Origin of the sequence: Streptomyces sp. NPDC012769 (assembly GCF_042901205.1) — a bacterium.
Taxonomy (GTDB): domain Bacteria; phylum Actinomycetota; class Actinomycetes; order Streptomycetales; family Streptomycetaceae; genus Streptomyces.
On the sequence record NZ_JBIBCP010000001.1, the window covers coordinates 556,499 to 581,260 of the forward strand.

The window sequence follows — 24,762 nt, forward strand, 5'->3', positions numbered from 1 at the left end:
AGGCACCCCACGAAGACGGTCCTCATCGTCAGTCTCCCTTCACCGAACAGCGGTACGGCTCGTCCTCGGCCTCCGGTTCGCAGCCGGCCGCGGTGACCCGCCAGCCGCGCTCGAAGAGGGACAGGAAAAGCGTGTCCCGCTCCATGCGCAGCAGGGCCTGGCGGCCGTAGACCTGGACCCCCAGGTCGGCGCCGCCGGGCGGCAGGCCGGCGTCCCGCAGCGCGGGGACGCACTCCTTCGTGCCGTCCTCCGTCAGCGCGTCCCTGCTCTCGGGGGCCAGCAGCGCGCACGCCGTCGGATAGTCGCGGGCGGCCAGCGCGGCGGCGAACTCCCTGCCGGCGCGGGTGGCCGCGTCCTCGCGGGGTGCGGAGGCGCCGCACCCGGTGAGGAGCGCGGCGCTCAGCAGTGTGCCGAGCACCACGCCCAGCGGGGTGCCCGGCACGGCCGGGTTCCGGTTCGTCGCCACGCCTCCACGATGCCGGTGCGCGCGCCGCAGCGGCGTCCGGCGCGGCCGATCGGGTGCCGACGTCGCCCGATCGGGTCCCTCCCCGTCAGCGGGTGAGGAGCCGGTTGAAGAAGGAGCGGTACTGGCGCAGGGCCGTCCGCAGCCCCTCGGTGTCGACGTCCTCGCCCTCACTCCACTGCCCCTCCAGGTTCCGCTTGTGGTCGGCGAAGGTCTCGGCGAGCTTCCGCATCACATCGGCGACCAGGGCGTCGGCCGCGTGCACGGCCTCGCGGGGGTCGTCGACGAACATGCTCTGGATGTCGCTCCAGCGGGTACGGAAGTCCTCCTCGTCCGCGGGCTCCAGCAGGCGCGGGGCCTCCCCCTCGCCGTCGGCGGTGTCCGATCCGGTGTCCGCTCGCATGGCGGTCCCGGCGGTGTCGGTGGTGTCGGTGGTGTCGGTGGTGTCGGGGTCCGCGGTGTCCCTGGCGTCGGCGACGGTCTCCGTGCCGGAGCCCGCCTCCGTACCGGCGAACGACTCCGTACCGCCGTACGTGTCGGTGTCGATGCTTTCTCCGGGGTAGACGGGGGGTCCTTGCGAACCGCTGCCCGCCGGGTCCGGTGTCTCGTGCTCACGCATGTCGTGCCCTCCGCGTCAGGTGCGGGCGTCAGGCGCGGCCGGGACCGGCCGCGTCGCCGTTGGAGAGAAGTTCGTCGAAGAGGGCCCGGTAGTGCACCATCGCTCCCCTCAACTGCTCGGTGGTGGCCTGCCGCGAGGAACTGAGCGTGTTGATCTCGTGCGCCGCCCGGTAGTGCTCCAGCGTGCGGCCGTGCTCGACGGAGAGATCCCGCATCTGCTGCTCGAAGCCCTCCGTGGGATAGCCCCGCTCACGCATCAGGGAGGTCACCAGGCGGTCCGCCTCGTGCACCGCGCCCTCGGGCCGGTCCACGAACTCCTCCTGCACGCCGCGCCACTCCTCGGCGTAGCGTTCCCTCGCTCCACTCGGCAGCGGCTTGATGTCCAGCTCCGCGTGGCGCTTCTCGCGGGCCCCCAGCTCCTGCTCGGCGGCCCTCCTGCTGCCGGCATCGTCGACCGTGCGGTCGTACTCGGGACCGAACCGCTCACGCAGCCGGCGTCGGCGCCGCCGGTCCAGGACGATGGCGAGCGCGATCAGCGCGATCACCACCGCGACGGGTATGACGATGGCCAGAATCGTTCCTGTCGACATCGGCCTCGCTCCCTCGGGTCTCATCCGTGTCCACGCGGCGGCTGCCCACCGGCGCCGCCCTGAAACGGCGGAGCCCGAGCGGCCGGGCCGTCGCCGTAAAGCGCGTGCGGGAGCGCCGGCGCGCGGTGATACTGCTCCGATGATCGACGACGTGCCCGCCGCTGTCCGGGACTCGCTGGACGGCCTCGCCTTCGGTGACGCCTTCGGCGACCGCTGGTTCGGGATCCTGCGCCGGGAGGGCCCGGCCGCCCTGGAAGCGCGCACGGTGCCGCCGGAGCCGCTGTGGCGGTGGAGCGACGACACCGCCCAGGCGCTCGTTCTCGTACGGGAACTGGCCGAGGGCGACGGCAGCGTCGACCAGGACCGTCTCGCCCTGCGCCTCGCGGCCGCCTACGCCGAGGACACGCACCGGGGGTACGGAGCCTCGATGCACGACGTGCTGCGGCGGATCGGGGCGGGACAGTCCTGGCGGGAGGTGGTCTCCGGACAGTTCGGGGGTCAGGGGTCCTGGGGCAACGGCGCGGCCATGCGCGTCGCCCCGCTCGGGGCCTGGCACGCCGACGACCTCGACACGGTCGCCGAGCAGGCCGCGCGGCAGGCCGCCGTCTCGCACCACCACCCGGAGGCCCTCGCCGGAGCGGTGGCGGTCGCCCTCGCCGCGGCACTGGCCGCCCGCGGCCGTGGCGGTCCCGCGCCGGCCCGCCCCGACTTCCTCCGGGCCGTCGCCGAACGACTGCCCGAGGGCGACGTCCGGTCGGGCGTGCGGATCGCGGCCCGGATGCCCGAGCGCGCCTCGGTGCGCCACGCGGCGGAGGTCCTGGGCTCCGGCTACACCATGTCCGCGCCCGACACCGTCCCCTACGCCCTGTGGTGCGCGGCCGGCCATCTCGACGACCTGCACGAGGGCCTGTGGGTCACCGTCGCCGGGCGCGGTGACATCGACACCACCTGTGCCATCGCGGGCGGAGTGATCGCCGCCCGCACGGGCGTCTCGTCCCTGCCCCCTGCCTGGCACACGGCCCGCGAACCGCTCCCCCCGCTCATCGGGGCACCCCGCTGACCCAGGGCGTCTCGTGTCACCGGCTCTCTCACCCGCGGCCCCGGGTGCCGTTGCCGGGGACGACCAGGCCCGTCTCGTACGCGACCACGACGGCCTGGGCGCGGCTGTCCACGTTCAGTTTGGTCATGGTGCGGTTCAGGTGGGTCTTGACGGTGGCCTCGCCGATGTAGAGCCGTTCCGCGATCTCGGTGTTGGACAGGCCCCGGGCGGTCAGCCGCAGCACCTCGCATTCGCGGGCGGTGAGGACGTCCAGATCGGCGGCGGTGTCCGGGGCTGGGGCGCCCGCGTCGCAGGGGGCGGGCCGGGTGACGTACGCCTCGATGAGGCGACGGGTGACGCTGGGGGCGAAGAGCATGTCGCCGCGCGCCACGGCGGTGATCGCCTCGATCAGCCGCTGCGGGCCGGTGTCCTTGAGGAGGAAGCCGGAGGCGCCGGCGCGGAGCGCCGCGTAGACGTACTCGTCGAGGTCGAAGGTGGTCAGGACGAGGATCCGGGGCGCGGGGTCGTCGGCGTGGGCCAGGATGCGTTCGGTGGCGGCGGTGCCGTCCGTGCCCGGCATGCGGATGTCCATGAGGACGACGTCGGGCCGGACGCGGGCGGCCTCGGTGACCGCCGCCTCCCCGTCGGCGGCCTCGCCGACGACCTCGATGCCGGGCGCCGCCCGCAGCAGGGCGACGAGACCGGCACGTATGAGCTCCTGGTCGTCGACCACGAGCACGCTGATCATGCCGGTGGCCGACTGCCCCGCGGGTCGTCGTTCCTGGTCACGGGAAGTCTGAGGCACACGCGGAATCCCCCTTCGGCCCGAGGGCCGGCGTCCACTGTTCCGCCGTAGAGCCTCGCGCGTTCCCGCATCCCGATCAAGCCGTGACCCGCCCCGGCGCCGAGCTTGTCCGGATCCGGGTGGTCGGGCCGGCCGTCGTCGGTGACGGTGACGACCAGCTCGCTCGGCCGGTATGCGACGAGCACCGTGGCCCGGGCGGGACGGGCGTGCTTGATGACGTTGGTGAGCGCCTCCTGCACCACGCGGTAGGCGCACAGTTCCGTGCCGGGCGCCAGCGGGCGCGGTACGCCCACGGTGCGCAGGTCGACGGGGACGCCGGCCGCCCCCACCCGCTCGGCGACGTCCGGCAGCCGGGCGAGGCCCGGCATCGGGGCGTACCAGGTCGCGGGGTCGCCGTCGGTGTCCGGGACGCCGTCGGCTCCGGAGCGGAGCAGGGTGAGGATCCGACGCAGCTCCCCCAGCCCTTCCTGGCTGGTCCGGGTGATGGTGCCGAGGGCGGCGCGGGCGGTGTCCGGCGCGGAGTCGAAGACGTAGTCGGCCATGCCGGCCTGGACGTTGATGACCGACATGTGGTGGGCGACGACGTCGTGGAGCTCGCGGGCGATGCGCCGCTGTTCGTCGGCGACGGCGCGCCTGGCCCGTTCCTCCTGCGCTTCGCGCAACTGGGCGGTGAGCACGGCGAGTTTCTGGTTGCGGCGGCTGATCCGCCGGGCGTTGTTGCCGAGGAGCCAGAGCACGGCGGGGACGGCCAGTGCCTGGACGATGGAGGCGGGGAGCCCGAGTTCGGGCGCGTTGAGTCCGCTGTAGAGGACGACGAGGGCGGTGAGCGCGGCGGCCGCGGCGGTGGTGCGGGGCGGCCGCTGGGCGGCGACGCCGTAGAGGGCGATGGCGGGGAACCAGAAGTTGAGCGACGGCTGGTAGCCGGCGGCCAGGTACGCGGCGAACGCCAGGCAGGTCGCGACCAGTACGAGGACGGGGGCGACCCTGCGCAGGGCCAGCGGGAGGCCGACGAGCGCGGTCAGCAGGTAGCCCTGGGCGTCGAACGGCCGCCACCCGCCCGGGTGGTACTGATGGCCGACCACCGCCGTCGCCGCCACCAGCCCCAGGGCCACCGTGGCGTCGACGAGCCGGGGATCCGTCTCCCGGAACCGCCCCGCCCACCGGGCCCTCGTGCGCATCGGACGATGGTACGGCCCGGCCAAGCGGGCGGTCGTCCCCCGGCGGGGGCAGCGCGGGCGGGCGGTGACTACCGCAGGGGTTTACCCCGGAGGTCAACTCTGCGGTGGACGACCCCGGGACGGTGCCCGGGGGATCGTACGGGGGCACCACCGCACGACGACCGCAAGACAGCACGACGACCGCAAGACCGCAACACGACCGCACGACAGACAGACCGATCAGGGGGAAACATGAAGATCAGCAGGCGTACCGGCGTCCTGGTGTCCACGGCGGCACTGCTGCTCGGCTTCGGCGGCACGGCCACCGCGGCGCAGGCGAGCACGGCTTCGGCCACGTCGGCGATGGCGTGCAGCACCAGCAACGCGACGACGCCGAGGACGGCGAGCGTCGACGGCATCCGCATCGAGCTGCGCTACAGCACCTCCAGCCGCTGTGCCTGGGGCCGCATCACCGCGGCGGACCCGGGCGACAAGGTGTGGGTCGACCGCTCCAGCAACGGCGGGGCCTCCTGGTCGGGCCCGCTGGGCATGACCACCGTCCAGTCCGGTTCGGACACGCACACCCCGGCCTACAACGACGCCGGCTACGTGATGCGGGCGTGCGCGTGGAACGACTCCACGGGCAACATCCGCTGCACCGGCTGGTACTGATCCACCCGCGGCCCCGGTCCGGGCCGCACATCCTGAAGACCCGGCGCCGGTTCCGCTCGCTCACGGGGGAGCCACGGGGGAACGAGCGGAACCGGCGCCGGCCGACCGTGGTGGCGAGGCCCCGGGGCGGTGACCGGCCTCGCCACCGCGCCGGTCGGCGGCGGGTCGGATCGGGCGACTCCGGGTCGCGATCCGGCCAGGTCCGGACCAGAGCGGGACCGCCGCCCGCCACGGCCGGCGCGCGTCATGAACGGGCATCGCCTTCACCTCGGCGTTCACGTCTCGTCCGAAACACGTGTGTTCGAAACGCGGAGTCCCGTCGTTGGGCTCCGTGACACACCGGATGCGTCGTCGACCGAGGAGAAGTGAGCACCGTGTCCCCTCCCCCACCTCCGCCCCCGCCCCCGTCCCCTCCCCACCCCGCGCGGGAGACGACCGATGCCGGGGCCCGCGCCGGTACGAGCCGGACCTGGCTGCCTCCGGAGGAGTACGCGGCGACCCTGCCGAAGGCGACCCTCTTCGGCTGTGTCTTCTTCACCGACCGGCACGACCGGCCCCTGCACCTGCGCTCCGTCTACAGCCCGGAGCACCCCTGGCAGTGGGCGGGCGGAACGGCAGAGGACGGTGAGCGGCCGTGGGAGACGGCCGTGCGGGAGACCGAGGAGGAGACCGGGATCGTGGTGCCCGGGCCGCCCCGGCTGCTGGCGGCGGTGTTCGGGCTGCCGGGAGCGGCGTGGCCGTTCGCGACGGTGGGGTACGTGTTCGACGGCGGCCGGCTCAGCGACCGTCAGATCGCCGCCATCACCCTCTCTCCGGAGGAGCACGACGAGGTGCGGGCGCTGCCGTTGGAGGAGTGGCGGGACCTCATGCCGGCGCGGGACTTCGACCGGCTCACCGCCGTCATGGACGCCCGCCGACGCGGGACGACCGCGTACTTCGACACCTGGGACTGGGAGGCCTAGGCCGTTTCCTTCGGATCACGAAGCGGGGCCTCTGTCCCGAGCCTGGAGGAGGTGATCGGTGCAGCTAGCCTGACGGCATGTCCATCTCCTGGCGGTCCAGCGCCGCAGCGTTCGAGCAGATACTGGGTCGGCATGGTGTCGCCGCTGGTGCCTGCACTATGGAGGCGGCGTGGGCTGCCTTCGAGGAGTTCGTGCAGGTGCCGGTCGAGGGCATTGAGGGGCCTGAGGACGACGGGGACGGCTTCATCGTTGAGTGGGGCATCTGGGACTGGACTGGGAACCGGCCCGCGCTGTCTCTTGGACGACTGCTGGCGGTCAACGAGGACGGCGATCGGCAGGATCCGTACTGGCAGCCTCAGTACTGGAAGGTTGAGTTCCAGGCATGCTTCGCCGAGGACCCTGCCTGGGCGGACCTGCACATCAGCGGTGGCGGAGACAGCGGCTTCGATCATGCTGCCATCGGCGAGCCCAGAGCGGATGCGCTCGCGGAAACACGCCGTTTCATCGACAAGGACCCGCTCCTCAGCGCGATGTGGCGGTCCGCTCCGATCGACATCGAAGTCACGCTCGACCGGGCAGATTAGCCGCACCTCCAAATCATCTGTCCGACCAGATGAAGATCCCCGCGAGGTGGAGTCCAGCAAGGTAGATGGTGGCGGTCTTGTCGTAGCGCGTGGCCACGCCGCGCCACTGCTTGAGCTTGTTAATGCACCGCTCAACCGTGTTGCGTTGCTTGTAGGCCTCGCGGTCAAAGGCCGGCGGACGGCCGCCGAGGCGGCCGAGCCGCTTGCGGTTCGCGGCCTGGTCGGCGGGCTGCGGGATCACCGCCCGGATGCCACGCCGCCGAAGATGACTCCGGATCGCCCAAGACGAATACGCCTTGTCTGCCAGGACCACCTCAGGGGTGATCCTGGTCCGACCAACCAGCCGCGGCACCCGTAAGCGGGCCATGACCTGGGGGAATGCGGGTGCGTCCCCGGCCTGGCCGGGCGTGACGACGAATGCGAGCGGCCGGCATCGGCTGTCCGCGGCGAGGTGGATCTTGGTGGTCAGTCCGCCGCGGGACCGTCCGAGGGCATGGTCGTGCGGCTCGCCGGCCGGGGCCCCTTTTGACGGGCCCCGGCGGCGTGCTGGTGGGCTCGGACGATGGTGGAGTCGACCGCGACGACCCAGTCGAGGTCGCCCTCGGCGTCAGCCTGGGCGAGCAGGGCGGTGAAGACCTTCTCCCAGGTGCCGTCGGCGGCCCACTTCCGCAGCCGGTTGTGCGCGCCTTTCCACGAGCCGAAGTGCTCGGGCAGGTCCATCCAAGGCGTGCCGATGCGGTACTTGAACGCGATCGCATCGATCACGTGCCGGTGATCACGCCACCGCCCACCCCGCTTCGGCGTCCGGTCCGGCAGCAACGGCTCGATGCGTGCCCACTGGGCGCCAGTCAACGACACGCATCAACCAACGATCAGATGATCCGAAGGAAACGCCCTAGCCCGCCCCGCCCACCGCCACCACCCACCGCACGACAGCCGCACCATCGGCTCGGCGCCCCGCTCATGACGCGATGTCAGGCAACCGAGGCGATCTCCTCACCGTCCTCACGGGGCGAGAGAGGCACCAGGACCCAGGGGGTCCGACGGGTTTTCCGACGCGTCCCGGTGCCTCGACGAGACCGATCGTGAGGATGACCGCTTTGATACGTGTCACACGCGGCGCGACCACCGCCGTGGCGTTACTCGCGCTGGCGGCGGCGTCGCCCGCAGCGGCGCACGCGCAGCCGGCACCGGGGGACCCGACGGCGACGTCCCCGGGGAGCCGTCTCGGGGAGCAGCGGCTGCCGGAGGGCTGGCGGGTCACCGGGAGCGGTGCGGGCAGGCAGCTGGAGTGGACGCCGGCCGAGCCCGTGCCCATGGGAGACGCCCGGGTCGAGTTCCGGGCGGGGGAACGGCTGTTGGGCCATCCGGTGCCCGGACCGGACGGCCGGTCCTTCCGGTTGCCGCTCGGGAAGCTCGGGCAGGCCCGTCTGGAGGAGGGGGAGCGGCTGCGGGTGACGGCCGGCGGCCGGGCGCTGGACGGAACCGGCCCCGCCCGCTCGGCGCGGGACCGGCCCCTGGCACCCTCCGCGCCGCCCGCGTCGCCCGGCACCGAGCAGGCCGCGCCGCCCGCGAACGCCGTGGACCCGGGAGTGCCCGGCCCTTACCGCACCGTCGGCGGCGAGTACGCCCTGGAGCCGGTCCGGCTGCCCGGCTTCCCGGAGCCCGTCGAGATGCGCGCCGCCGTGGTGGGCCCGGCCGATGCGCCGGGGAAGCGGCCCGTGGCCCTCTTCCTGCACGGCCGTCACTCCACCTGCTACACGCCCGGCACCGAGGACATCAACGGCGCGTGGCCCTGCCCGGCGGGCATGCTGCCGATACCCAGCCACGAGGGCTACCGGCGCACCCAGCGGCTCCTGGCCTCGCAGGGCTATGTGACGCTCTCGATATCCGCCAACGGCGTCAACGGGCAGGACTTCCGGGCCGAGGACGGCGGCGCGCAGGCCCGTTCGTCCCTGGTCCGGCTGCATCTGGCGCGCTGGGCACAGTGGGCGGCGCACCGGAAGGACGCCCCGGCCGCCGTGCGCGGGATGGCGTCCGCCGACCTCTCGCGGGTGCTGCTCGTCGGTCACTCCCGGGGCGGCGAGGGCGTCAACCGGGCCGCGCTCGACAGTCTGGCCGCGCCGCCCGCCGACCAGGACGGCTACCGGGGCCCGGTACGGTGGAAGATCCGCGGGAACGTCCTGATCGGGCCCACGATCTTCGGCCAGAACCCGGTCCCGGACGTGCCGTCGGCGACCCTGCTGCCGGGCTGTGACGGCGACGTGTCGGATCTGCAGGGCCAGATCTACGTCGACGGCACCCGTGGGGTGAGCCGGGGAACCGCGCTGCACAGCGCGGTCTACATGGTCGGCGCCAACCACAACTTCTTCAACAGCGAGTGGACCCCGGGGCAGGCGAAGGCGTCGGCGATCGACGACTTCTCGTCCGAGGACGGTGCCGATCCGGTGTGCACCCCCGGCGCGCCGACCCGGCTGACCGCGACGCAGCAGCAGGCCGCCGGCGCCACCTACATCGCGGCGGCCGCCCGGCTGTTCGTGGCCGGTGACGACCGGGTGCGTCCGCTGCTCGACGGCACCGGCCGCCGGGCGCCCTCGGCGGGCCCGGCCCGGGTCCTCACCCACGCCGTCGGCGCCCACCGGACGCCGGCGTTCCTGCCGGGCCCCTCGGTCACGGTGTCGGGCGCCGGTGCCCGGCTGTGCGCCCAGATCGATCCCGACGCCGCCCGCGCCTGCCTGTCGCCCGACGAGGGCGGCACGTCCCCGCACTTCGCGTCCTGGGAGGCCTCCCCGGAGCCGGGCCGTGACGCGGTCGCGCTGCGCTGGGAGAGGCCCCGGGCGCCGGTCGCGGTGCGGGCGGCCCGGCCGGTCTCCCTGGCGGGCGCCGAGGCACTGGCCCTGCGGCTGATCGTCCCGCCCAACACCTCGGGCACCGCGTTCGACGTGGCCGTGACGGACGTCTCCGGTCGCCGGGCGCCCCTGGGGCGGGTCCTCGTCGACGGGCTGCCGGGCAGCGAGCGGACCACGTCGTACTGGGGCCGTGAGGTGCGCGTACCGCTGTCCCCCGCCGTCCGCGGCGGCCTGGACACGAAGCGGATCAGCGTGCTCGAACTGACTCCGCGCGGCGGCTCCGGCCGCGCCTGGCTCATGGACGCCTGGGGCTGGCGGCCCGGCACACCGGTGGTGAGCCCGGCGCCGCTGGCCCGGGTCGACATCGGCCGGCTGACGGTCGACGAGGGCGATTCCGGGGTCCGTACCCACCGGATCCCGGTGCGGGTGACCGGCAAGGGCTCCGGGCAGGTCCGGCTGTTCGTCCCCCAGCCGGACGGCGAGACGACCGCGTCCCGTCTCGTGACGGTCCGTCCCGGGCGTCATGACATCGAGATCCCGGTCGAGGTGCGGGGCAACACCCGCTACGGCTACGACACGACGCACGACGCCTTCGTCAAGGCGGTGCGCGGCACCGCGGTCGGCGCCCATCGTGGGGGTGTGACCGCGCGGAACGACGACCCCATGCCCACGCTGAGCATGACGCCCGTCGCGGACGACGTGGCCGAGGGCGAGGCCCTGACCTGGCGGGTGACGCTGTCGGCGGCCGCCGACGCGGACGTCATGGGCGGCATCGAGTTCCGGCCGGTGACCGGGGGCGAGGAACTGTCGACGGCGGACGTCGACCGGCGCTGGCTCGAGGAGAACTTCTGGTTCGTGCCCGATCCGCCCCGGCCGCTGTCCCAGCCGGTGGAGCCCGGGGCGTATCTCTCGTTCGGCGTCCCCGCCGGGGAGACGAGCACGCTGGTGACCGTTCCCACCGTCAGGGACGGGGCCGCCGAGCCGACGGAGTCGGTGCGGGCCGCGCTGTTCGGCTATGACGAGGAGTGGGAGAGGGTTCCCGGTCCCGAGGTGACGGGGATGGTGCGGGACGCGGGCTGAGCCGACGCCGTGACCCGGCACCCGGGAGGGGCGGTCCGTGCGGACCGCCCCTCCTGCCGTGGGAGCACGGGCGGCGGGGGCAACTTCGCGGGCGGCTCGCGCGTCCTTCCTGACAGCACCACGCCTGCCACGCCGCCGGCCGGCCGGAATTCCAGCGAACAGGACACGCGATGAGCGACAAGGCCCGCATTCTCTTCGACGCGCTCGATCTCGACCACGACGGCACGCTGACGCGCGCCGAGGTCATCGGTGCCCTGCGCGCCAAGGGCCCGACCCTCGCGGCGCAGGGAGTGATCCCGGTGTGGGGCGTGAGCGGGGACGACGCCGCCTCGGCCCTGTTCGACCAGGCCGACCAGAACGGCGACCGCGTGCTGAGCTTCGAGGAGTTCGCCGCCCTGGTGGACCGCCGCTTCGGCTGGTGAGGCACCGGCCCTCCGCCCGGCCGCCCGACGTATCCTCGGCGCGGGCACGCGGCGAGGGACGGACGGGGACGTGAAGAGGTCGGACGAGGCGGCGGACAGGGCACCGGGCGGGGCGGCCGGCGGTGGCGGTGCCGTTGGCGGCTCGCGTACGGGGACGGCCGGGCCGGCCTCGCTCAGCGCGCGGGCGCGCGAGGAGGTGCTCCAGCGGATCGTCGACCGGCGTTACCCGCAGGGCGCCCGGCTGGTGGAGCGGGAGGTCGCCGAGGAGCTGAGCATGTCCCGCGTTCCCGTGCGCGAGGCGCTGCGCGCGCTGGTGGCCGAGGGACTCCTCGAACTGCTCCCGCACAGCGGTGTGCGGGTGCGGCGCCTCGAGCGCGCCGACGTGGAGCATCTGTACGAGGTGTGGGAGCCGCTCGCGGTCCAGGCCTCGCGGCTCGCGGCGCGGGCCGCGGCGGCGGGTGACACGGCGGGGCTCGCCGTCCTGGAGGCGGCGTTGCGGCAGGCGGAGACGGCGGCCGCCGAGGACGAGGGGACGCGCGAGGTGGCCGCGCACACGGCGTTCCACGACGGCATCGTCGCGATGGCGGGCAATCCGCTGCTCGCCCGCACCATGGAGCAGCTGAGCTGGCAGCTGCGGCTGCTCTTCGGGCTGCGTGCGGAGCCCGCGCACATGAGGGCCCAGCACGCCGAGATGCACCGGCACATCGCGGCCGGCGACCCGGAGGCCGCGGCGGCCGGCACCCTGCTGCACGTGCGGGACAGCCGGGCGGTGGCCCTGCGGACCCTCTTCGGCCAAGCCTGAGAGCTTTGTATACCAAGCCCCCTCACCTCGCATCCCGATCCGCCCCCCGAGGGCTCACAAGCGGGAGATCTTGTTCTGCGAGAGGCGCTTGGTATACAAAGCAGGGAAGCCGTTGTCGGCTCGCCCTGCCGTCGCCGCTCCCTCAAGGAGTCCCCATGCAGCCCTCCTCCCCCGCCACCGGTGCGCTCCCGCGGCGCACGATGCTCGCCGGCGCCGCCGCCCTCGCCGGGGCGACGGCCGCCACCGGAACCGATGCCGCCGCGGCCGCCCAGGCCGTACCTCCGGCGGCCGACGGCACCGCCCGGGAGGCCGGGCGCCACACGAGGACGGTGGTCTTCCGCGACGTGCGGCCCCTCGGCGCGGCGCGGGCGACGGATCTGGTGGTCGTCGACGGCCGGATCACGGACGGGCCGGCGCCGCGCGGGGCGAAGGTGGTCGACGGAGGCGGGCGGATCGCCTTGCCGTCGCTCGTGGACGCGCACATCCACCCCGACAAGACGACCTGGGGCGGCTCCTGGGTGTCCCGGCGACCGGCGACCGGCATCGCCGACTACGTGGCCCAGGACGTGGAGCTCTTCCGCGGCCAGCGCCGCCCCGTCGCGGAACGCGCGTACGGGCTGATGTCCCACGCCGTCGCCCGCGGCACCCGTGGGATGCGGGCCCACGCCGACGTCGCCCCGGCGTACGGACTGGCCGGCGTGGAGGGCGTGGCGGAGGCCCGTGAGCGGCTGCGGCACGCGCTCGACGTGCAGATCGTGGCGTTCCCGCAGCACGGCGTCGTCCGCACGCCGGGCACGGCGCGACTGCTGGAGGACGCGGCGCGCGACGGTCTCGTCGACATGATCGGCGGCATCGACCCGATCGGCTTCGACCGGGCCCTCGACGAGCAGCTCGACCTGGTCTTCGGCGTCGCCGACCGGCACGGCGTCGGCGTCGACATCCATCTGCACGACCGCGGTGACGAGGGCCTGCGGACCCTGCGCGGGATCATCGAGCGCACCCGCGCTCTGGGGCTCGCCGGGAAGGTCACCGTCAGCCACGTCTTCTGCCTGCCCGCCCTCACGGACAGCGAACTCGGCTCCCTGGCCGCCGACTTGGGCGAGCAGGACATCGCCCTCACCACGGTGGCGCCGTCCGACTCCCTGGTGCTGCCGATCGCCCGGCTGCGCGAGCACGGCGTGCGCGTCGGGCTCGGCTCTGACGGAGTGCGCGACTCCTGGAGCCCGTTCGGCGACGCGGACATGCTGCACCGCGCCCATCTGCTCGGCTGGGTCACGGACGTCCGCCTCGACGAGGAACTCACGGACTGCTACGGGGTCGCCGCCGACGGCGGCGCGGACGTCATGGGCCTCCCGCACGCCGACCTCGCACCCGGCTCGCCGGCCGACTTCGTGCTCGTACGGGGCGAATGCCTGCCGCAGGTGGTCGTGGACATGCCCCGCCGCGACATGGTCGTGCACGGCGGGGTCGTGGTCGCCCGCGACGGCGAGTTCCTGGACTGAGACCCGCCGGACCCGGCCGGGAGTCGTCGTCGCCGGAGCTCTACGCCGCGGTGGGCCGGGGCGGTCGGTCGGCGGCCGTCAACGGGCCGACCACGGTGAGCGGGATGCCCAGGGTCTCGCAGATCCTGCGGGCCCGGGAGAGCGTGCTCAGCGAGGCGGGCGACGGATCGGAGGTGGGCAGCTGGATGCGGACGTGCCGCGGCCGGTGGGCGTAGAGGAGCGCTTCGGTCTCCAGGAAGGCGGCGGCCCGGCTGGTCACGTCGAGGTCCCGGAGCAGCGACAGGTGCAGGACGCCGTCTTCGAAGGCGTGGCTGATGAGCATGACGATCTCCTTCCGCCGCTCGATGGGCCGCCCCTGCCGCACGGCGTGCTGTCGGGATGAGCAGGGCAGGCCGGGGCGGCTCACCCAGTATGCGGAGAAGCGTGCTGCCTGGGTCCTTTCGTGGACGTGTCGGGCGGCGGCGGCGTGGTGCCTCGCCAGGGCCCGTACGCGCGCCCGTACGCCCTCGTACGGAGTCGTCGTACCGGAACAAGGCTAGGCAGACGCCCTTCGTGATCGCACCCGCACGCCCTCGGGACCCGGTCCTGCCCGGGTCCCGAGGGCGTGCGCGCCGTCTCGCCGATCGTGCTCCTGGCGTCGGCCGGGGTGTCAGCCGCCGTCGATGGCGGTGTCCCGGTGGACCGCTGCCTCCTCGGCCGACCCGGTCCCGTCGTCGAGTCCCACGTCCTCGGCCGCGACCCCGCCGGAGCCCGGCGCATCGGGTCGCGTGAGGCGCCCGGCCCGGGTGGCGCCCGCCTCCTCGTCGAGCGGTTCGCCGTCCCCGTCGGGGAGGTCTCCGACGTCGTCGCCCCGTGCGGGGGCCACGTCCGGACGCTCCTCGGCGAGCCGGTCGGCCAGCGGCGCGCCCTCGCGCTGTTCGCGCTGGGTGGTCCCGTGGCGGGTGACCGCGTGCGGCCGGTCGGGCGGGGAGTAGCCCGGTTCCTCCACGGCTTCGGTGGTGTCGGCGTCGAGCGCGTTCTCGGGGTCGTACGGTCCGCTGGGCCGGTTCGGGGCGTCCGATCCGGTCGGCTGGTACACGTCGTCCCCTCGGGTGTCCGCTCCCGCCGCGGGGTCCTGTGACATCGTCACGACTCCTTTCGCGCGCTTCGTGAGCTCCGTGAAGCATCGTCCGCTCCGCGCGAGCCCTCGAACCGCTTTCCGTGTCTTCGCCGCCACGGCGGCGGCGCGGCCGGTCCCCCACCCATGTCCTCGTCGTCGTTCTTCGTCGCGACTACCCCGGAGGGGGCGGGCCAGACATCCGGTCCGCCGGTGCGGATCGTCCGGGCGGCGCCGGAGGAATGAAACGCGTGCGACGGGTGAGACGCCCAGCGAGTCCTTCCGTCGCACAGCAGGAGGCCGTGATGAGCAATTCCCAGGGACGTGAGCCGAGGCGGAGCGGGAGGGGTGGCGCGACCCCGCAGGACAGCGCGGCGCTCAAGGCGCAGCAGGCGTCGGAGCCGCGGGGAAAGCGCGGCCGTCCGCACGGCACCGACAAGGGCGAGCGCGGTGGTGGCGAGGGCGGGGGCACCCCTCCCGACCAGCGGGAACCCCACAGCTGAGGCTGTGACCCGCTCCCCCGGGCCTCCGGCAGTCGCCGGAGGCCCCTTTCGTCGCCATGGCCGGTCACGCCGTCGCCGCCGGTCGTGCCGTGGGCGGTCGCGACCGGTGCCCGGATAGCCGGATGCGGGGGCGCGCCCGGGGGTAGGCGCCGGGCATGCGGCCGACCGGCCGCCGAGGAGGTGACCGTCATGACCACCCCAAGCAATCCCGACCCGGACCCCCGCACGTCCGCGGGCCTGGAGCCGGGCGGCGGCGTGCCCCCGGGCGAGACGCCTCCCGCGGAGGCGGGCACGAGCACCGGCACGGGACCGTACCGGCGCCCGACCCGTGGGTGGGCCGCCGGCCCCATGGTCATCCTGTGGGTCCTGGTCCTCGTCGTCGCCGTGGGCTTCGCGGCGTACGGGATCGTGCTGGCGACACGCTGAACGCCCCGGCGACAGCGCGGGAACGTCGCCCCGGCGGGGCGACGTTCCCGAAGGTTCGACCGGCCCGGCTCAGCCCGGCCCGGCCGTGGGGTCCGGAGCGCCGTCGGGGGCGTGGTGGCCGTCGACCGGCAGCTGATAGAGGGCGAACGCCTGGCGGATCACCGGCTGGGCGACGTTGCGGACCCGTACGCCGCCGGCGGTCATGCCGTGCTCGGTGCCCAGGTGGGCGTGGCCGTGCACGGCGAGGTCGGCGCCCGCGGAGTCGATCGCCTCGGCCAGGAGATAGCTGCCGAGGAAGGGATAGATCTCCAGCGGCTCGCCCGCCAGTGTGTCGGGCACCGGTGCGAAATGGGTCAGGGCGATGCGTACGGCGCAGTCGCCGACGGCCAGGTCCCCGAGGGCGGCCGTCAGCCGTTCCGCGCTCAGCCGGGTGGTGCGGACGAACGCCTTCATCTCGGGTTCCCCGAACTCGCCCGCGCTGCGGCCGACGAAGCCGCCGCAGAATCCCTTCGCGCCCGCGATGCCGACCTTGCGCCCGGCCACCGGCAGCACCACCGCCTCCCCTTCCAGGACGGCGACCCCGGCGTCCTGGAGCACGCGGGTCACCTCGGCCTCCTGGCCGGAGTGGTAGTCGTGGTTGCCGAGCACGGCCACCACCGGCACACCGCTCTCCCGGACCTCTCCCGCCACCACGGCGGCCTCCGCGGCCGTGCCGTGCCGGGTCAGGTCGCCGGCGAGCAGCAGCAGGTCGGCGCAGTCGGAGAGGCGGGAGAAGGCGGGCTTCAGCAGTCCTTCGCAGTCCTCACTGAGGTGGATGTCGCCGACCGCCGCCACCCTGACGACGTCGTGCGCTGTCGACGTGGCGGTGCTCATGGCAGCTCTTCCCATCGCTCGGGCGCGTCCGCGCAGGCCACCGCGAGGTCCGCGAGCACGGTGAAGCCGGCCAGCTCGTCGCGCGCGAGCCGCAGGATCTCGTCCCGCCGGGAGGTGGTCGGCACGGTGCCCGTCAGGACGACGGCGGAGCCCCGCTGCTCGATCTGCACACCGAGCTCGGCCAGGTCGTCGCCCGCGAGCCGCTCGCGCAGCCGTGCGATGCGGTATTCGCCCTCGTACGCACCGCCATGGTGCTGTTCAGTCATCGCCGCTCCCTTCTCCCGCCGCCCCTCCGGCCGCCGCGGGCCCGGTCACCCCGGTCGCGCTCACCCCCATGGCCGTCGCGCCGGTGTCGGGCATGCCCCTCTCCGTCGCGCCGGTCCGCCCGGCCTCCGGCTCCGCCGCCGTCTCGGCTCCCTCCGGTGGAATCACGTCGAGCAGTTCGAGCAGATACAGGAAGGCCGCGGCCATCGGACCGCCCCGGGTCTCGGCGCGCACCCGCGCCCAGTCGACCCGTTCGCGGAGCCCGCGGGCGACCGGCAGCAGGGCGCCGAAGTCGCAGTGGTGCTCGGAGAGCGCCGCGAGCCGGACGATCATCATGTCCGTCGGGTCGATCACCGGCATGTGCACGGAGTCGACGGGCAGTGTCCAGGCCCGCGCGAGGAACTCGGTCGTGACCGGGCGGCCGGCCAGGGAGAAGATGAGGTCGATCTCCTCGCCCCCGCTGCGGGCCTTCACCAGCCAGTCCTCCGGCGGCTCCACGATCCGGATGCCGCGCTCGCGCAGGAGCTGGGTGACGGTCTCGGCGTCCTCCCTGCGCACCGCGAAGTCGGTGTCGTGCTGGAGCCGTACGGGGATGCCGTGGGCGTACGCCGCGACGCTTCCCACGAGGGCGAAGGCGCAGCCCGACTTCTTCAGGACGGCGGCGACCTCCTTGGTCGCCTCCAGGATCGCCTGCGTGTGGTCCGGCGGCAGGTCGTGGGCACGGTCGTCGGGCTCCAGCCGGATCTCGCCGTGACCCGACCGCAGCTGATGCGGGTGGGAGTGCGGGGCGTGGGCGCCGTCGCGACGCCCTTCCGTGAGGTTCATGGGGTCCTCCTCCCGGGGACGACCGGCGTCTCGTCGGGGGCCGGAGCCCTGCCACTACCCCGAACGGCGGGAAGCATCCCCGTCACCCCCCGTGGGCGGAGTCGTGGGCACGTGGGCGCGGCCGGGGCCGTCTCCGGTGCCGTCTCCGGTGCCGTCTCCGACGCCGAGGGGGGCCCGCAGGGCGGTGGTCCCGGCCTCCCATGCGCGGGTGGCGGAGTCGGAGAGGGCGTCCTCGAGGAGGACGGTGGCCTCCACGCCGAAGGTCACGTCGTCGGCGAGGTCCGGCTCGTCGGCGAGGAGCCCGCCGACGACGTCGCGCCGCACCAGCTGCTCGTGCACGGCGTCGGCCTCCACGTGCTCGTCGTAGAACCGGATCGCGGCCTCTCCGGCGCCCATGCGGCGCATGGCGGCGGCGATGCGGGACGCGGCGGGCGAGGAGGTGACCTCCAGGGCCGCGAAGTGGCCGACGAGCGCGCCACGACGGGAGCGGTGGAGTCCGAACAGCGACATCAGGTTCACCGCGGCGAGGGCGGGCGCGCCGACGAAGGGCAGGTAGCGGCCGTAGCCGGAGTCCAGCCCGAGGTCCTCCATCAGGTCCGCGAAGAGCCGCGCGTGCATCTGCTCGGCGCGGCCGCAGCCGTACTCGTCGTACTGGACGGTCATCATGGCGGCCTTGGCGCGGCCCCGGAGCCGCGGGACGACCCACAGGTGCGGGTCGGCCTCTCTGAGCTGGTACACCGAGCGCAGCACGGCGTACTCCCGCAGCTGGTCGAGCGTGCCGTGCCGGAGCAGGTAGTGGGACGCGCCGCTGCCGTCGACCGGTTCGGTCAGGAGCGCGTCGAACACCTCGCGCACCCCGCCGGACCGACCGCGGCGCTCGCGCAGCGCGTCCTCGAAGCGCCGCTCCAGGAGGGCCCGCAGCCGCAGCAGGTCCGGGTCCCACTCCATGTCGTCCGGCACGCCGTCGAAGCCCCGGTAGTGGAGCTCGTAGGCGAGGTGCAGTGCGAGGTGGAGATCCTCGCCGTACGGGTCGGCGTCCGCCGCCGCGCGGGGCCCGGGCAGGCTGCGGCTCCGGCCGAGGAGGAAGTCGGTGACCGCCTCGGAGAGGTCTCCGCGGGGCGGCGGGAGCGCCGGCCGGTCAGCCGGCCGGCGGTGCTCCCGGACCTCCGCCCGGGTGCGCTCCTCCGTGCGTTCCTCGGCGGCACGGCCGTCGGCCGTGCCGCGCGGGGCTGTGGTGGTCATGGCAGGGCCTCCTTGCCGCCGGACTCGGGGACCGCGGCGCTCACCGCGGTTCCTCCGCTTCGTCCCGTGCGGCTCCGTCCTGTACGTGTTCGCCGTCCCCGGCGTGGTCGTGCATGTCCCGCTCCTCCGCGGCCCCGTCCACCGCGGCTCCGTGTGCCGCGGACGCGTTCTCCTCGGACGCGTTCTCCGAGGATGCGCCGTCCGCGGCTCCCTCGCCTCTCGTCCTGTCCCGTGCGCCCCGGCGCAGCCGGGGGCGGTGGCTCGTGTCGCAGAACGGCGCGCGCAGACTGCGCCGGCACATGCACAGCGCGATCACGGGCCGGTCGCAGCGGCGGACCGTGCCGTCGTCGAGGACGATCTCCACGGGGCCCTCGACCAGCAGCGGGCCGTCCGCCACCGGGGTGACCCGCGCCGCGGCGGGGCGCGGTCGCGCGGCACCCCCGTTCGTGGCGCGTTCGTCGTAAAGGGTCACGGCACACCTCCGCTCGGATCGGCGTGAGTGGACGGGTGCCCCGTTCCGCCGCCGGTATGCGGGGCCGGGGCCCGACGCGTGAGCGGGGCGATCCGGGGTAGCCGCAGACGTCAAGCCACCCACCCACCACCGGACCACCCGGACGCGTTCGAGGAGGATTCCATGAGCATGGTGCAGGAAACGATCAGGGTGGAGGCCCCGCTGCACACGGTCTACGACCAGTGGACGCAGTTCGAGGAGTTCCCCCGCTTCATGGACGGCGTGGAGCAGGTCCGGCAGCTCGACGACCGGCACTGCCACTGGCGCACCAAGGTCGCCGGCGTCGCCCGGGAGTTCGACACCGAGATCGTCGACCAGCTTCCCGACGAGCGGATCTCCTGGCGCACGGTCGGGGGCGACGTCAAGCAGAAGGGCGTCGTCACCTTCCAGCGCCTGGACGACACGCACACCCGCGTGAGCCTGGCCATGGACGTCGAGCCCCAGGGCATGGTCGAGAAGGCCGGTGACGCCCTCGGCTTCCTGGAGAGCCGGGTCCAGGGCGACCTCCAGCGGTTCAAGCACTTCATCGAGGAGCGCGACGACGCGACGGGCGCCTGGCGCGGCCGGATCCGGCCCGGGGACAGCGCCGCGGGCGCCGGAGGCGAAGGCATGAGCGCCGGCTCCGGGACGGGCATGAGCGCGGGCACGGGCATGGGCGCCGGCACGGGCGAGGCGCCGCGCACCGAGCCCGAGCGGCCGGGCCCCTATCCCGGCCCGCTGCCGACCGACCCGGGCGAAGAGCCTCGCGGCTGACCTGCGAGGACGACGGCACGGATCGCGAGGACGCGGTTCGTGCTGCCCTCGCGAGGGCCGCGAGCCGGCGCCGCCGACGGGGGGACCCGCCCCAGGACCCGTCTCGAGGAGGCCCTCCATGAACGCGACCCGTGACGGCGGCGGCTCGGACGCCGCCGCCGCGCCCGAGCCGTACGACGCCACCCCCTTCCTGCCGAGCCGTGGCGGGCTGCCCGCGCACCGCCGGGCCGCCGCCGACTGCCGGGGCTGCCCGCTCCACAGGGACGCGACCGGCACCGTCTTCGGACGCGGCGACGCGCACGCGCGACTGATGCTCGTCGGCGAGCAGCCCGGCGACCAGGAGGACCGCGAGGGCGTCGCGTTCGTGGGTCCCGCGGGACGGCTGCTGACCCGGGCACTGCGTGACGCGGGGATCGACGAGGAGGGTGTGTACGTCACCAACGCGGTCAAGCACTTCAAATTCACCCAGGAGGAGACCCGCAAGCGGCGCATCCACAAGTCCCCCAGCCTGCGCGAGACCCTGGCCTGCCGCCCCTGGCTCGAAGCGGAACTCCGGCTGGTCTCCCCCGACTTGGTCGTCACCCTCGGCGCCACGGCCGGCCGCGCGCTGCTGGGGCCGTCCTTCCGGGTCGGCACCGACCGGGGCGTCCCCAGGCCGCTGCCGGAGCCCGGCGCCAAGGGTGGCTTCGACGAGGACGTACGCGAAGGGGTGCGGGTGCTCGCGACCGTCCACCCGTCGGCCGTCCTGCGCGCCCGGGACGAGGACCGGGAGAACATGTACGCGGGCCTGGTGGCCGACCTGCGGACGGCCGCCGAGGCCCTGGCCGAGGTCTAGGAGGAGGCCGAGGTCGAGGAAGGCGAGCGGCTAGGAACCCGAGGCCTGGGCCCTGGCAGAGGGCGGCCGGGACAGCGGGCTGGAGTCGAGGTGGCGGAGGAGGGTGCGGGCGTCCTCGTAGACGACGACCGCACCGGCGTCCTCCAGTTCGCGGGCCGAGGTGCCGCCCGTCGTCAGGCCGACGCACGGGACGCCCGCGCGGCCGGCGGCCTCGACGTCCCACACGGTGTCGCCGACGAAGACCGCGTCGGCGGGGTCGGCGTCCACGGCCCGCAGCGCGCTTTCCACCAGGTCCGGCGCCGGTTTGGTGGAGTCCACGTCGCCGCCGGAGGTGGCCGCCGCGATCACGTCGTCCGCGTCCAGGCGCTTGCGGATGGCCGCCACCTCCTCCTCCGCCGCCGAGCTGGCGAGGACGATCTGCCAGCCGCGCGCGGCCACCGCGCGCAGGAGATCCGCGGCGGCCTCGAAGGCTGGCAGGACGTCGTACCAGACCGCGTAGAGCGTGCTGTGCGCGTCGGCGACGGACTCGTCCTCGTCCCGGCGGCGCTCGGAGCCGAGCACCGCGTCGAGGAGCCGGTCCGCGCCCATGCCGACGGCGTGGTGGATGCGGGCCATCGGCACCACGTGCCCGTACTGGCGCAGCGCCTGCCACCAGGCGAGGGTGTGGAGGTAGTTGGTGTCCACCAGGGTCCCGTCGAGGTCGAACAGGGCGGCGCCCCGGTCCGTGCGTCCGGCGCTGTCTGTCATCGGGTCCGTCCTCCTCCGTTCGGGCGGTCGGCGTGGGTCACGCCGCTTCCGCCTCCTCCTCGTCGCCGCCGCTGCCGCCGCCGCTGCCGAGGGCGCTCGGCGTCACCGGGCGGTTGCCCTCCATCGACGTCGCCATGCGGACCGGCTCGCGGACCGCCCGGATCACCACCAGTCGCTCGCTGCGCGTCCCCGGTGCGACCAGCCCCCGTTCCTCGAACCAGGCGGCCCGCTCGCTCATGACGGGCCCGAACGGCTGGGCACTGGACGCCGTCACCCGGGCCCACAGCCCGGCCCGGCCCAGCGCCGCCAGGCTGGCCGTGACGTCGCTGAGCGAGGACTGGACGAGCAGGAGCACGCCCCGTGGCGCCAGGAGCGACGGAGCCTCGCGGCAGATGCGGTCGAGGAGGAGGCGGCCGTCGGGCCCCGCGTCCCACGCGCGGCGGCGGCCTCGGGAAGGGAGCCGGCTGGAGGCGGCGGGCACGTACGGAGGGTTCACGGTCACCAGGTCGAAGCGCTCGCCCGACACCGGCTCCGCGAGGTCTCCTCGTACCACCCTGACCCGGCAGCGGTGGAGCCTCGCGTTGAGCCGTGCCGTCGCCACGGAGGTGCCGGAGATGTCGACCGCCGTCGCCTCGGCGCCCCTGCGGGCCGCGGCGACGGCGAGGACGCCGGTGCCGGTGCACAGGTCGAGCGTGCGGGCTCCCGGCCGTAGTTCCTCGCGGGCCAGGCTCTCCATCAGCAGGGCCGTGTCGCCCTGCGGACCGTACACGCCCGGCGCCCTGACCACTCTCATCCCCATCGCCTCCGTCCCGGCTCCGTGATCACTTCCCGTGTCGTGGTCCTCGATCGGTTTCATTCCGCGCGGTTACCCGGCTCCCGTCGGACCACGCCACCGCCCGGCCCGACGATTACGCCGGGCGCTGCCGGGTACTCGCGCAGCCGACCGGTACCGCACCGGTAGCACCGCGCCCGACCGAGGGAGATGACCGCGATGGTGCACGACACGATCGAGGTGACGGCCCCGCTGCGCGAGGTCTACGACCAGTGGACACAGTTCGAGGAGTTCCCCCGCTTCATGGACGGTGTCGAGGAGGTCCGGCAGCTCGACGACCGGCACTGCCACTGGCGCACCAAGGTCGCCGGCGTGACCCGGGAGTTCGACACGGAGATCGTCGACCAGCTCCCCGACGAGCGGATCTCCTGGCGCACGGTGGGCGGCGACGTCAAGCAGAAGGGCGTCGTGACGTTCGAGCGGGTGGACGACGCGCACACCCGCGTGAGCCTGGCCATGGATGTCGAACCGCAGAGCATGGCCGACAAGGCCGGAGCGGCCGTGGGGGTCGTGGACAGCCGCGTGGAGGGGGACCTGAACCGGTTCAAGGAGTTCATCGAGGACCGCGACCGTGCGACGGGCGGCTGGCGCGGCCGGCTGAAACCCGCGGACAGCCCGCCCGAGTCGCCTTCCGCGGCCCGGGACCCCGGATGATCACGTCATCGACCGAATCGACCGACCTGTTGCCCTAGGAGGCTCGTCATGGTCCCGCTTCTCATCGTCCTGCTGGTGATCCTGCTGCTCTTCGGCGGCGGCTTCGCCCTCGACATCCTGTGGTGGATCGCTATCGCCCTGCTCGTCGTCTGGATCCTCGGCTTCCTGATGCGGAGCTCGGGCGGCCGTTGGTACCGGTGGTGACCCACGGGCTGCCTCGCGTACCTCGTCCACCCCTGCACACGGCGCCCGCCGCTCCCCGTCCGGGGACGGCGGGCGCCTTCGTGCTCCCGCCTTCCCGCCTTCCGTCTCACTCGTCCCTGCCGTTCCACTCGTCGGGCCGGGAGGCCGCCCACCGTCGGCACCAGCGCACGACGAGGACCGTCAGACCGGCCAGGGCGGTGACCCAGGCCGCGGCGAACGCCCAGACGTAGGCCGCCCGGCCGGTGGCGTTGGCCGGCACCACCAGCACGGCGGCCCCGGCGAACGCCAGGGCCACGCCCAGGGGCAGCAGTCGCCGGGGGACGCCCCGCCTCCCCCGGCGCATCGACCGCAGCCTGCGGTCGAGGGTCTCGTCGCGGCGGAGCGCCTCCTCGATCTCGGCGAGGATGCGTCGCTCGCGGGCGGACAGCCGGGCTTCCTCCATCACGGACACCTCCTGCGCGTGGCGGACACCTCCTGCGGAGCGGCTACCCGCGTGGGCGGTCACCAGACGTCAGACCGTGGCCGGGTGGTGGCCCCGTGCCCCACGCGTGTTCCGCGCGCGCCGGGGCAGTCGCACGACGGGACGTCGGGCTTCGGCGAGCGGGCGAGGCGGAGGAGCATGGTCATGAGCGGCACCGCGCGAGTCGGACTCCCCGCCACGGTCGCGGTGGCGGCCGGCCGGATGGCCCCCGGACTCCTGGGCCGGTACCTTGCCCGTACGGGATGCGACGCGGCGACAGACCGACGAGCCGGCGCCCCCGGCCCGCCCAGCCTCCGGGTGCCGCCGGACGGCACCGGCGACCGCGACCACGGCGCCCACGGCGCGTTCGACGACGAGGCCGCCGCGGGGGCCACGGTCCTGCCGGTCCGCGCGGTGCGCCGATCCCGTGCCGAAAGGCGGTGACCGTCGTGAAGGATTTCGAACTGCTGGACGTCTCCTTGTACACGGAGGAGCTGGGGCGCCTCGAAGTGCCCCTGGAGGAGACCGGGGGCGATATCGAGGGGCCGGAGCCGCTGGCGCTCCCGGAAGGGGCGGTGGTGAGTGTCGGGCTCACCTTCCGGCTCGGCCGGGAGATCGACGGCGTGGCCTTCGAGGACTCCCGCATCCGGGAAGGGACCGTGCTCGGCAGCACCCGGACGGTGCTGGGCGGCTTCCGGGCCGGCGGTCCGTACGAGGTGCGGCTGCCGGCGGAGCGGCTGCCGGTGGGCCGGGCGCACTGCGGGGTGTACGAGGTGACGGGCCGCTTCACCGACGGCGAGGGCCATGAGCTGGCCCTGGAGCACCACCGGGTGCGCGTCGACCACCAGCCGGCCGCCCACAAGCGCTACGTCGGCGACCCTCCGGCCCCGGACCGGCCCCCGACGGCCCTCCACAAGGACACCAGGGCGACCCTGCCGGGAGAGACGCCGGCCGCTTGAGGGCGGCCGGCCACCTCCCCTGTCTTCGCCGCC

31 protein-coding genes and 1 pseudogene are annotated in these 24,762 nt (G+C 74.3%); 16 read left to right on the top strand and 16 right to left on the bottom strand.

What is annotated here, in order from left to right:
- Positions 1-28: 28 nt before the first annotated feature.
- The 3 genes from ACFY7C_RS02555 to ACFY7C_RS02565 all read right to left on the bottom strand — a co-directional run bounded on the left by ACFY7C_RS02555 (position 29) and on the right by ACFY7C_RS02565 (position 1,671).
- Positions 29-466, bottom strand: coding sequence for a hypothetical protein (locus tag ACFY7C_RS02555; protein WP_389642551.1), 438 nt, complete (start codon positions 464-466; stop codon positions 29-31).
- 85 nt (positions 467-551) lie between these two features.
- A complete protein-coding gene (locus tag ACFY7C_RS02560) occupies positions 552-1,082 on the bottom strand; it encodes a hypothetical protein (protein ID WP_389642554.1) in 531 nt (176 codons plus the stop codon).
- A 28-nt stretch (positions 1,083-1,110) separates the two neighbouring features.
- The gene (locus tag ACFY7C_RS02565) at positions 1,111-1,671 is read right to left on the bottom strand and encodes a hypothetical protein (protein ID WP_389642556.1); all 561 of its coding nucleotides are present in this window, start codon (positions 1,669-1,671) and stop codon (positions 1,111-1,113) included.
- 139 nt (positions 1,672-1,810) lie between these two features.
- Between ACFY7C_RS02565 and ACFY7C_RS02570 the strand changes: the two genes are divergently transcribed.
- The gene (locus tag ACFY7C_RS02570) at positions 1,811-2,731 is read left to right on the top strand and encodes an ADP-ribosylglycohydrolase family protein (protein ID WP_389642559.1); all 921 of its coding nucleotides are present in this window, start codon (positions 1,811-1,813) and stop codon (positions 2,729-2,731) included.
- A gap of 28 nt (positions 2,732-2,759) precedes the next feature.
- Here the strand turns inward: ACFY7C_RS02570 and ACFY7C_RS02575 are convergent, their stop codons facing one another.
- Both ACFY7C_RS02575 and ACFY7C_RS02580 read right to left on the bottom strand, forming a co-directional pair.
- Positions 2,760-3,458, bottom strand: coding sequence for a response regulator (locus ACFY7C_RS02575; RefSeq protein WP_389642562.1), 699 nt, complete (start codon positions 3,456-3,458; stop codon positions 2,760-2,762).
- Positions 3,455-4,693 (bottom strand): sensor histidine kinase, encoded by a 1,239-nt coding sequence (locus tag ACFY7C_RS02580; protein ID WP_389642565.1) that lies wholly within the window; start codon positions 4,691-4,693, stop codon positions 3,455-3,457. The genes ACFY7C_RS02575 and ACFY7C_RS02580 overlap by 4 nt, the downstream gene beginning before the upstream one ends.
- A gap of 231 nt (positions 4,694-4,924) precedes the next feature.
- Between ACFY7C_RS02580 and ACFY7C_RS02585 the strand changes: the two genes are divergently transcribed.
- The 3 genes from ACFY7C_RS02585 (at position 4,925) to ACFY7C_RS02595 (ending at position 6,890) form a co-directional block, all read left to right on the top strand.
- Positions 4,925-5,344: a DUF2690 domain-containing protein gene (locus ACFY7C_RS02585; protein WP_389642568.1), complete on the top strand. Its 420-nt coding sequence runs from the start codon at positions 4,925-4,927 to the stop codon at positions 5,342-5,344.
- A gap of 365 nt (positions 5,345-5,709) precedes the next feature.
- On the top strand, positions 5,710-6,306 hold the full coding sequence (locus ACFY7C_RS02590) for an NUDIX domain-containing protein (RefSeq protein WP_389642571.1): 597 nt from the start codon (positions 5,710-5,712) through the stop codon (positions 6,304-6,306).
- Positions 6,307-6,383: 77 nt separating this feature from the next.
- A complete protein-coding gene (locus tag ACFY7C_RS02595) occupies positions 6,384-6,890 on the top strand; it encodes a hypothetical protein (RefSeq protein ID WP_389642573.1) in 507 nt (168 codons plus the stop codon).
- A gap of 13 nt (positions 6,891-6,903) precedes the next feature.
- Here ACFY7C_RS02595 and ACFY7C_RS02600 read toward each other — a convergent pair.
- Positions 6,904-7,748, bottom strand: a protein-coding gene (locus ACFY7C_RS02600; protein ID WP_389642575.1) for an IS5 family transposase whose coding sequence is annotated in 2 segments (ribosomal slippage) — positions 6,904-7,418 and positions 7,418-7,748 — 846 coding nt in all. Because the reading frame shifts where the segments join, the coding sequence is not laid out codon by codon here.
- 242 nt (positions 7,749-7,990) lie between these two features.
- Between ACFY7C_RS02600 and ACFY7C_RS02605 the strand changes: the two genes are divergently transcribed.
- The 4 genes from ACFY7C_RS02605 to ACFY7C_RS02620 all read left to right on the top strand — a co-directional run bounded on the left by ACFY7C_RS02605 (position 7,991) and on the right by ACFY7C_RS02620 (position 13,545).
- Positions 7,991-10,819 (top strand): hypothetical protein, encoded by a 2,829-nt coding sequence (locus tag ACFY7C_RS02605; RefSeq protein WP_389642578.1) that lies wholly within the window; start codon positions 7,991-7,993, stop codon positions 10,817-10,819.
- A 170-nt stretch (positions 10,820-10,989) separates the two neighbouring features.
- Complete coding sequence (locus ACFY7C_RS02610; protein ID WP_356697792.1) at positions 10,990-11,241, top strand: EF-hand domain-containing protein; 252 nt, start codon at positions 10,990-10,992, stop codon at positions 11,239-11,241.
- 70 nt (positions 11,242-11,311) lie between these two features.
- Positions 11,312-12,043 (top strand): GntR family transcriptional regulator, encoded by a 732-nt coding sequence (locus ACFY7C_RS02615; protein WP_389642581.1) that lies wholly within the window; start codon positions 11,312-11,314, stop codon positions 12,041-12,043.
- Between the two features lie 155 nt (positions 12,044-12,198).
- The gene (locus ACFY7C_RS02620; protein WP_389642584.1) at positions 12,199-13,545 is read left to right on the top strand and encodes an amidohydrolase family protein; all 1,347 of its coding nucleotides are present in this window, start codon (positions 12,199-12,201) and stop codon (positions 13,543-13,545) included.
- Positions 13,546-13,585: 40 nt separating this feature from the next.
- On the opposite strand, the gene ACFY7C_RS02625 is transcribed toward ACFY7C_RS02620, so the two are convergent.
- Positions 13,586-13,867 (bottom strand): hypothetical protein, encoded by a 282-nt coding sequence (locus tag ACFY7C_RS02625; protein WP_389642587.1) that lies wholly within the window; start codon positions 13,865-13,867, stop codon positions 13,586-13,588.
- Positions 13,868-14,194: 327 nt separating this feature from the next.
- The gene (locus ACFY7C_RS02630; RefSeq protein ID WP_389642589.1) at positions 14,195-14,668 is read right to left on the bottom strand and encodes a DUF5709 domain-containing protein; all 474 of its coding nucleotides are present in this window, start codon (positions 14,666-14,668) and stop codon (positions 14,195-14,197) included.
- A 278-nt stretch (positions 14,669-14,946) separates the two neighbouring features.
- Between ACFY7C_RS02630 and ACFY7C_RS02635 the strand changes: the two genes are divergently transcribed.
- Together ACFY7C_RS02635 and ACFY7C_RS02640 are read left to right on the top strand one after the other, a co-directional pair.
- On the top strand, positions 14,947-15,144 hold the full coding sequence (locus tag ACFY7C_RS02635; RefSeq protein WP_389642592.1) for a hypothetical protein: 198 nt from the start codon (positions 14,947-14,949) through the stop codon (positions 15,142-15,144).
- 189 nt (positions 15,145-15,333) lie between these two features.
- Positions 15,334-15,570 (top strand): DUF6480 family protein, encoded by a 237-nt coding sequence (locus ACFY7C_RS02640; protein WP_389642595.1) that lies wholly within the window; start codon positions 15,334-15,336, stop codon positions 15,568-15,570.
- Positions 15,571-15,639: 69 nt separating this feature from the next.
- On the opposite strand, the gene ACFY7C_RS02645 is transcribed toward ACFY7C_RS02640, so the two are convergent.
- From ACFY7C_RS02645 to ACFY7C_RS02665, 5 genes are read right to left on the bottom strand one after another with little or no spacing between them, the layout of a single operon-like run.
- On the bottom strand, positions 15,640-16,443 hold the full coding sequence (locus ACFY7C_RS02645; RefSeq protein ID WP_389642597.1) for a metallophosphoesterase: 804 nt from the start codon (positions 16,441-16,443) through the stop codon (positions 15,640-15,642).
- Positions 16,440-16,709: a hypothetical protein gene (locus tag ACFY7C_RS02650; RefSeq protein ID WP_389642600.1), complete on the bottom strand. Its 270-nt coding sequence runs from the start codon at positions 16,707-16,709 to the stop codon at positions 16,440-16,442. Before ACFY7C_RS02650 ends, ACFY7C_RS02645 begins: the two co-directional genes overlap by 4 nt.
- Positions 16,702-17,532 carry a nucleotidyltransferase family protein gene (locus tag ACFY7C_RS02655; protein ID WP_389642603.1) on the bottom strand — a complete coding sequence of 277 codons (831 nt, stop codon included), beginning with the start codon at positions 17,530-17,532 and terminating at the stop codon, positions 16,702-16,704. Before ACFY7C_RS02655 ends, ACFY7C_RS02650 begins: the two co-directional genes overlap by 8 nt.
- A 54-nt stretch (positions 17,533-17,586) precedes the next feature.
- A complete protein-coding gene (locus ACFY7C_RS02660; RefSeq protein WP_389642606.1) occupies positions 17,587-18,774 on the bottom strand; it encodes an iron-containing redox enzyme family protein in 1,188 nt (395 codons plus the stop codon).
- 40 nt (positions 18,775-18,814) lie between these two features.
- Positions 18,815-19,246 (bottom strand): CDGSH iron-sulfur domain-containing protein, encoded by a 432-nt coding sequence (locus ACFY7C_RS02665; protein WP_389642609.1) that lies wholly within the window; start codon positions 19,244-19,246, stop codon positions 18,815-18,817.
- A gap of 162 nt (positions 19,247-19,408) precedes the next feature.
- Here ACFY7C_RS02665 and ACFY7C_RS02670 point away from each other — a divergent pair.
- Positions 19,409-19,867, top strand: a pseudogene (locus ACFY7C_RS02670) (SRPBCC family protein); the annotation flags it as partial.
- A 289-nt stretch (positions 19,868-20,156) separates the two neighbouring features.
- Positions 20,157-20,873 (top strand): UdgX family uracil-DNA binding protein, encoded by a 717-nt coding sequence (locus tag ACFY7C_RS02675; RefSeq protein WP_389642612.1) that lies wholly within the window; start codon positions 20,157-20,159, stop codon positions 20,871-20,873.
- A gap of 30 nt (positions 20,874-20,903) precedes the next feature.
- Here the strand turns inward: ACFY7C_RS02675 and ACFY7C_RS02680 are convergent, their stop codons facing one another.
- Together ACFY7C_RS02680 and ACFY7C_RS02685 are read right to left on the bottom strand one after the other, a co-directional pair.
- The gene (locus tag ACFY7C_RS02680) at positions 20,904-21,620 is read right to left on the bottom strand and encodes an HAD family hydrolase (RefSeq protein WP_389642614.1); all 717 of its coding nucleotides are present in this window, start codon (positions 21,618-21,620) and stop codon (positions 20,904-20,906) included.
- Positions 21,621-21,657: 37 nt separating this feature from the next.
- Entirely contained in the window at positions 21,658-22,413 is a 756-nt protein-coding gene (locus ACFY7C_RS02685) for a HemK2/MTQ2 family protein methyltransferase (protein ID WP_389642616.1), read from the bottom strand.
- A gap of 198 nt (positions 22,414-22,611) precedes the next feature.
- Here ACFY7C_RS02685 and ACFY7C_RS02690 point away from each other — a divergent pair, with 198 nt between their 5' ends.
- Both ACFY7C_RS02690 and ACFY7C_RS02695 read left to right on the top strand, forming a co-directional pair.
- Positions 22,612-23,106: an SRPBCC family protein gene (locus ACFY7C_RS02690; RefSeq protein WP_389642619.1), complete on the top strand. Its 495-nt coding sequence runs from the start codon at positions 22,612-22,614 to the stop codon at positions 23,104-23,106.
- 48 nt (positions 23,107-23,154) lie between these two features.
- Positions 23,155-23,310, top strand: a complete 156-nt coding sequence (locus ACFY7C_RS02695) for a hydrophobic protein (RefSeq protein WP_389642622.1) — start codon at positions 23,155-23,157, stop codon at positions 23,308-23,310.
- 106 nt (positions 23,311-23,416) lie between these two features.
- On the opposite strand, the gene ACFY7C_RS02700 is transcribed toward ACFY7C_RS02695, so the two are convergent.
- Complete coding sequence (locus ACFY7C_RS02700; RefSeq protein WP_389645908.1) at positions 23,417-23,752, bottom strand: DUF3040 domain-containing protein; 336 nt, start codon at positions 23,750-23,752, stop codon at positions 23,417-23,419.
- Between the two features lie 183 nt (positions 23,753-23,935).
- On the opposite strand from ACFY7C_RS02700, the gene ACFY7C_RS02705 reads away from it, so the two are divergent.
- On the top strand, positions 23,936-24,214 hold the full coding sequence (locus tag ACFY7C_RS02705) for a hypothetical protein (RefSeq protein WP_389642625.1): 279 nt from the start codon (positions 23,936-23,938) through the stop codon (positions 24,212-24,214).
- Between the two features lie 5 nt (positions 24,215-24,219).
- A complete protein-coding gene (locus ACFY7C_RS02710) occupies positions 24,220-24,729 on the top strand; it encodes a hypothetical protein (protein ID WP_389642628.1) in 510 nt (169 codons plus the stop codon).
- The last annotated feature ends 33 nt before the right edge of the window (positions 24,730-24,762 follow it).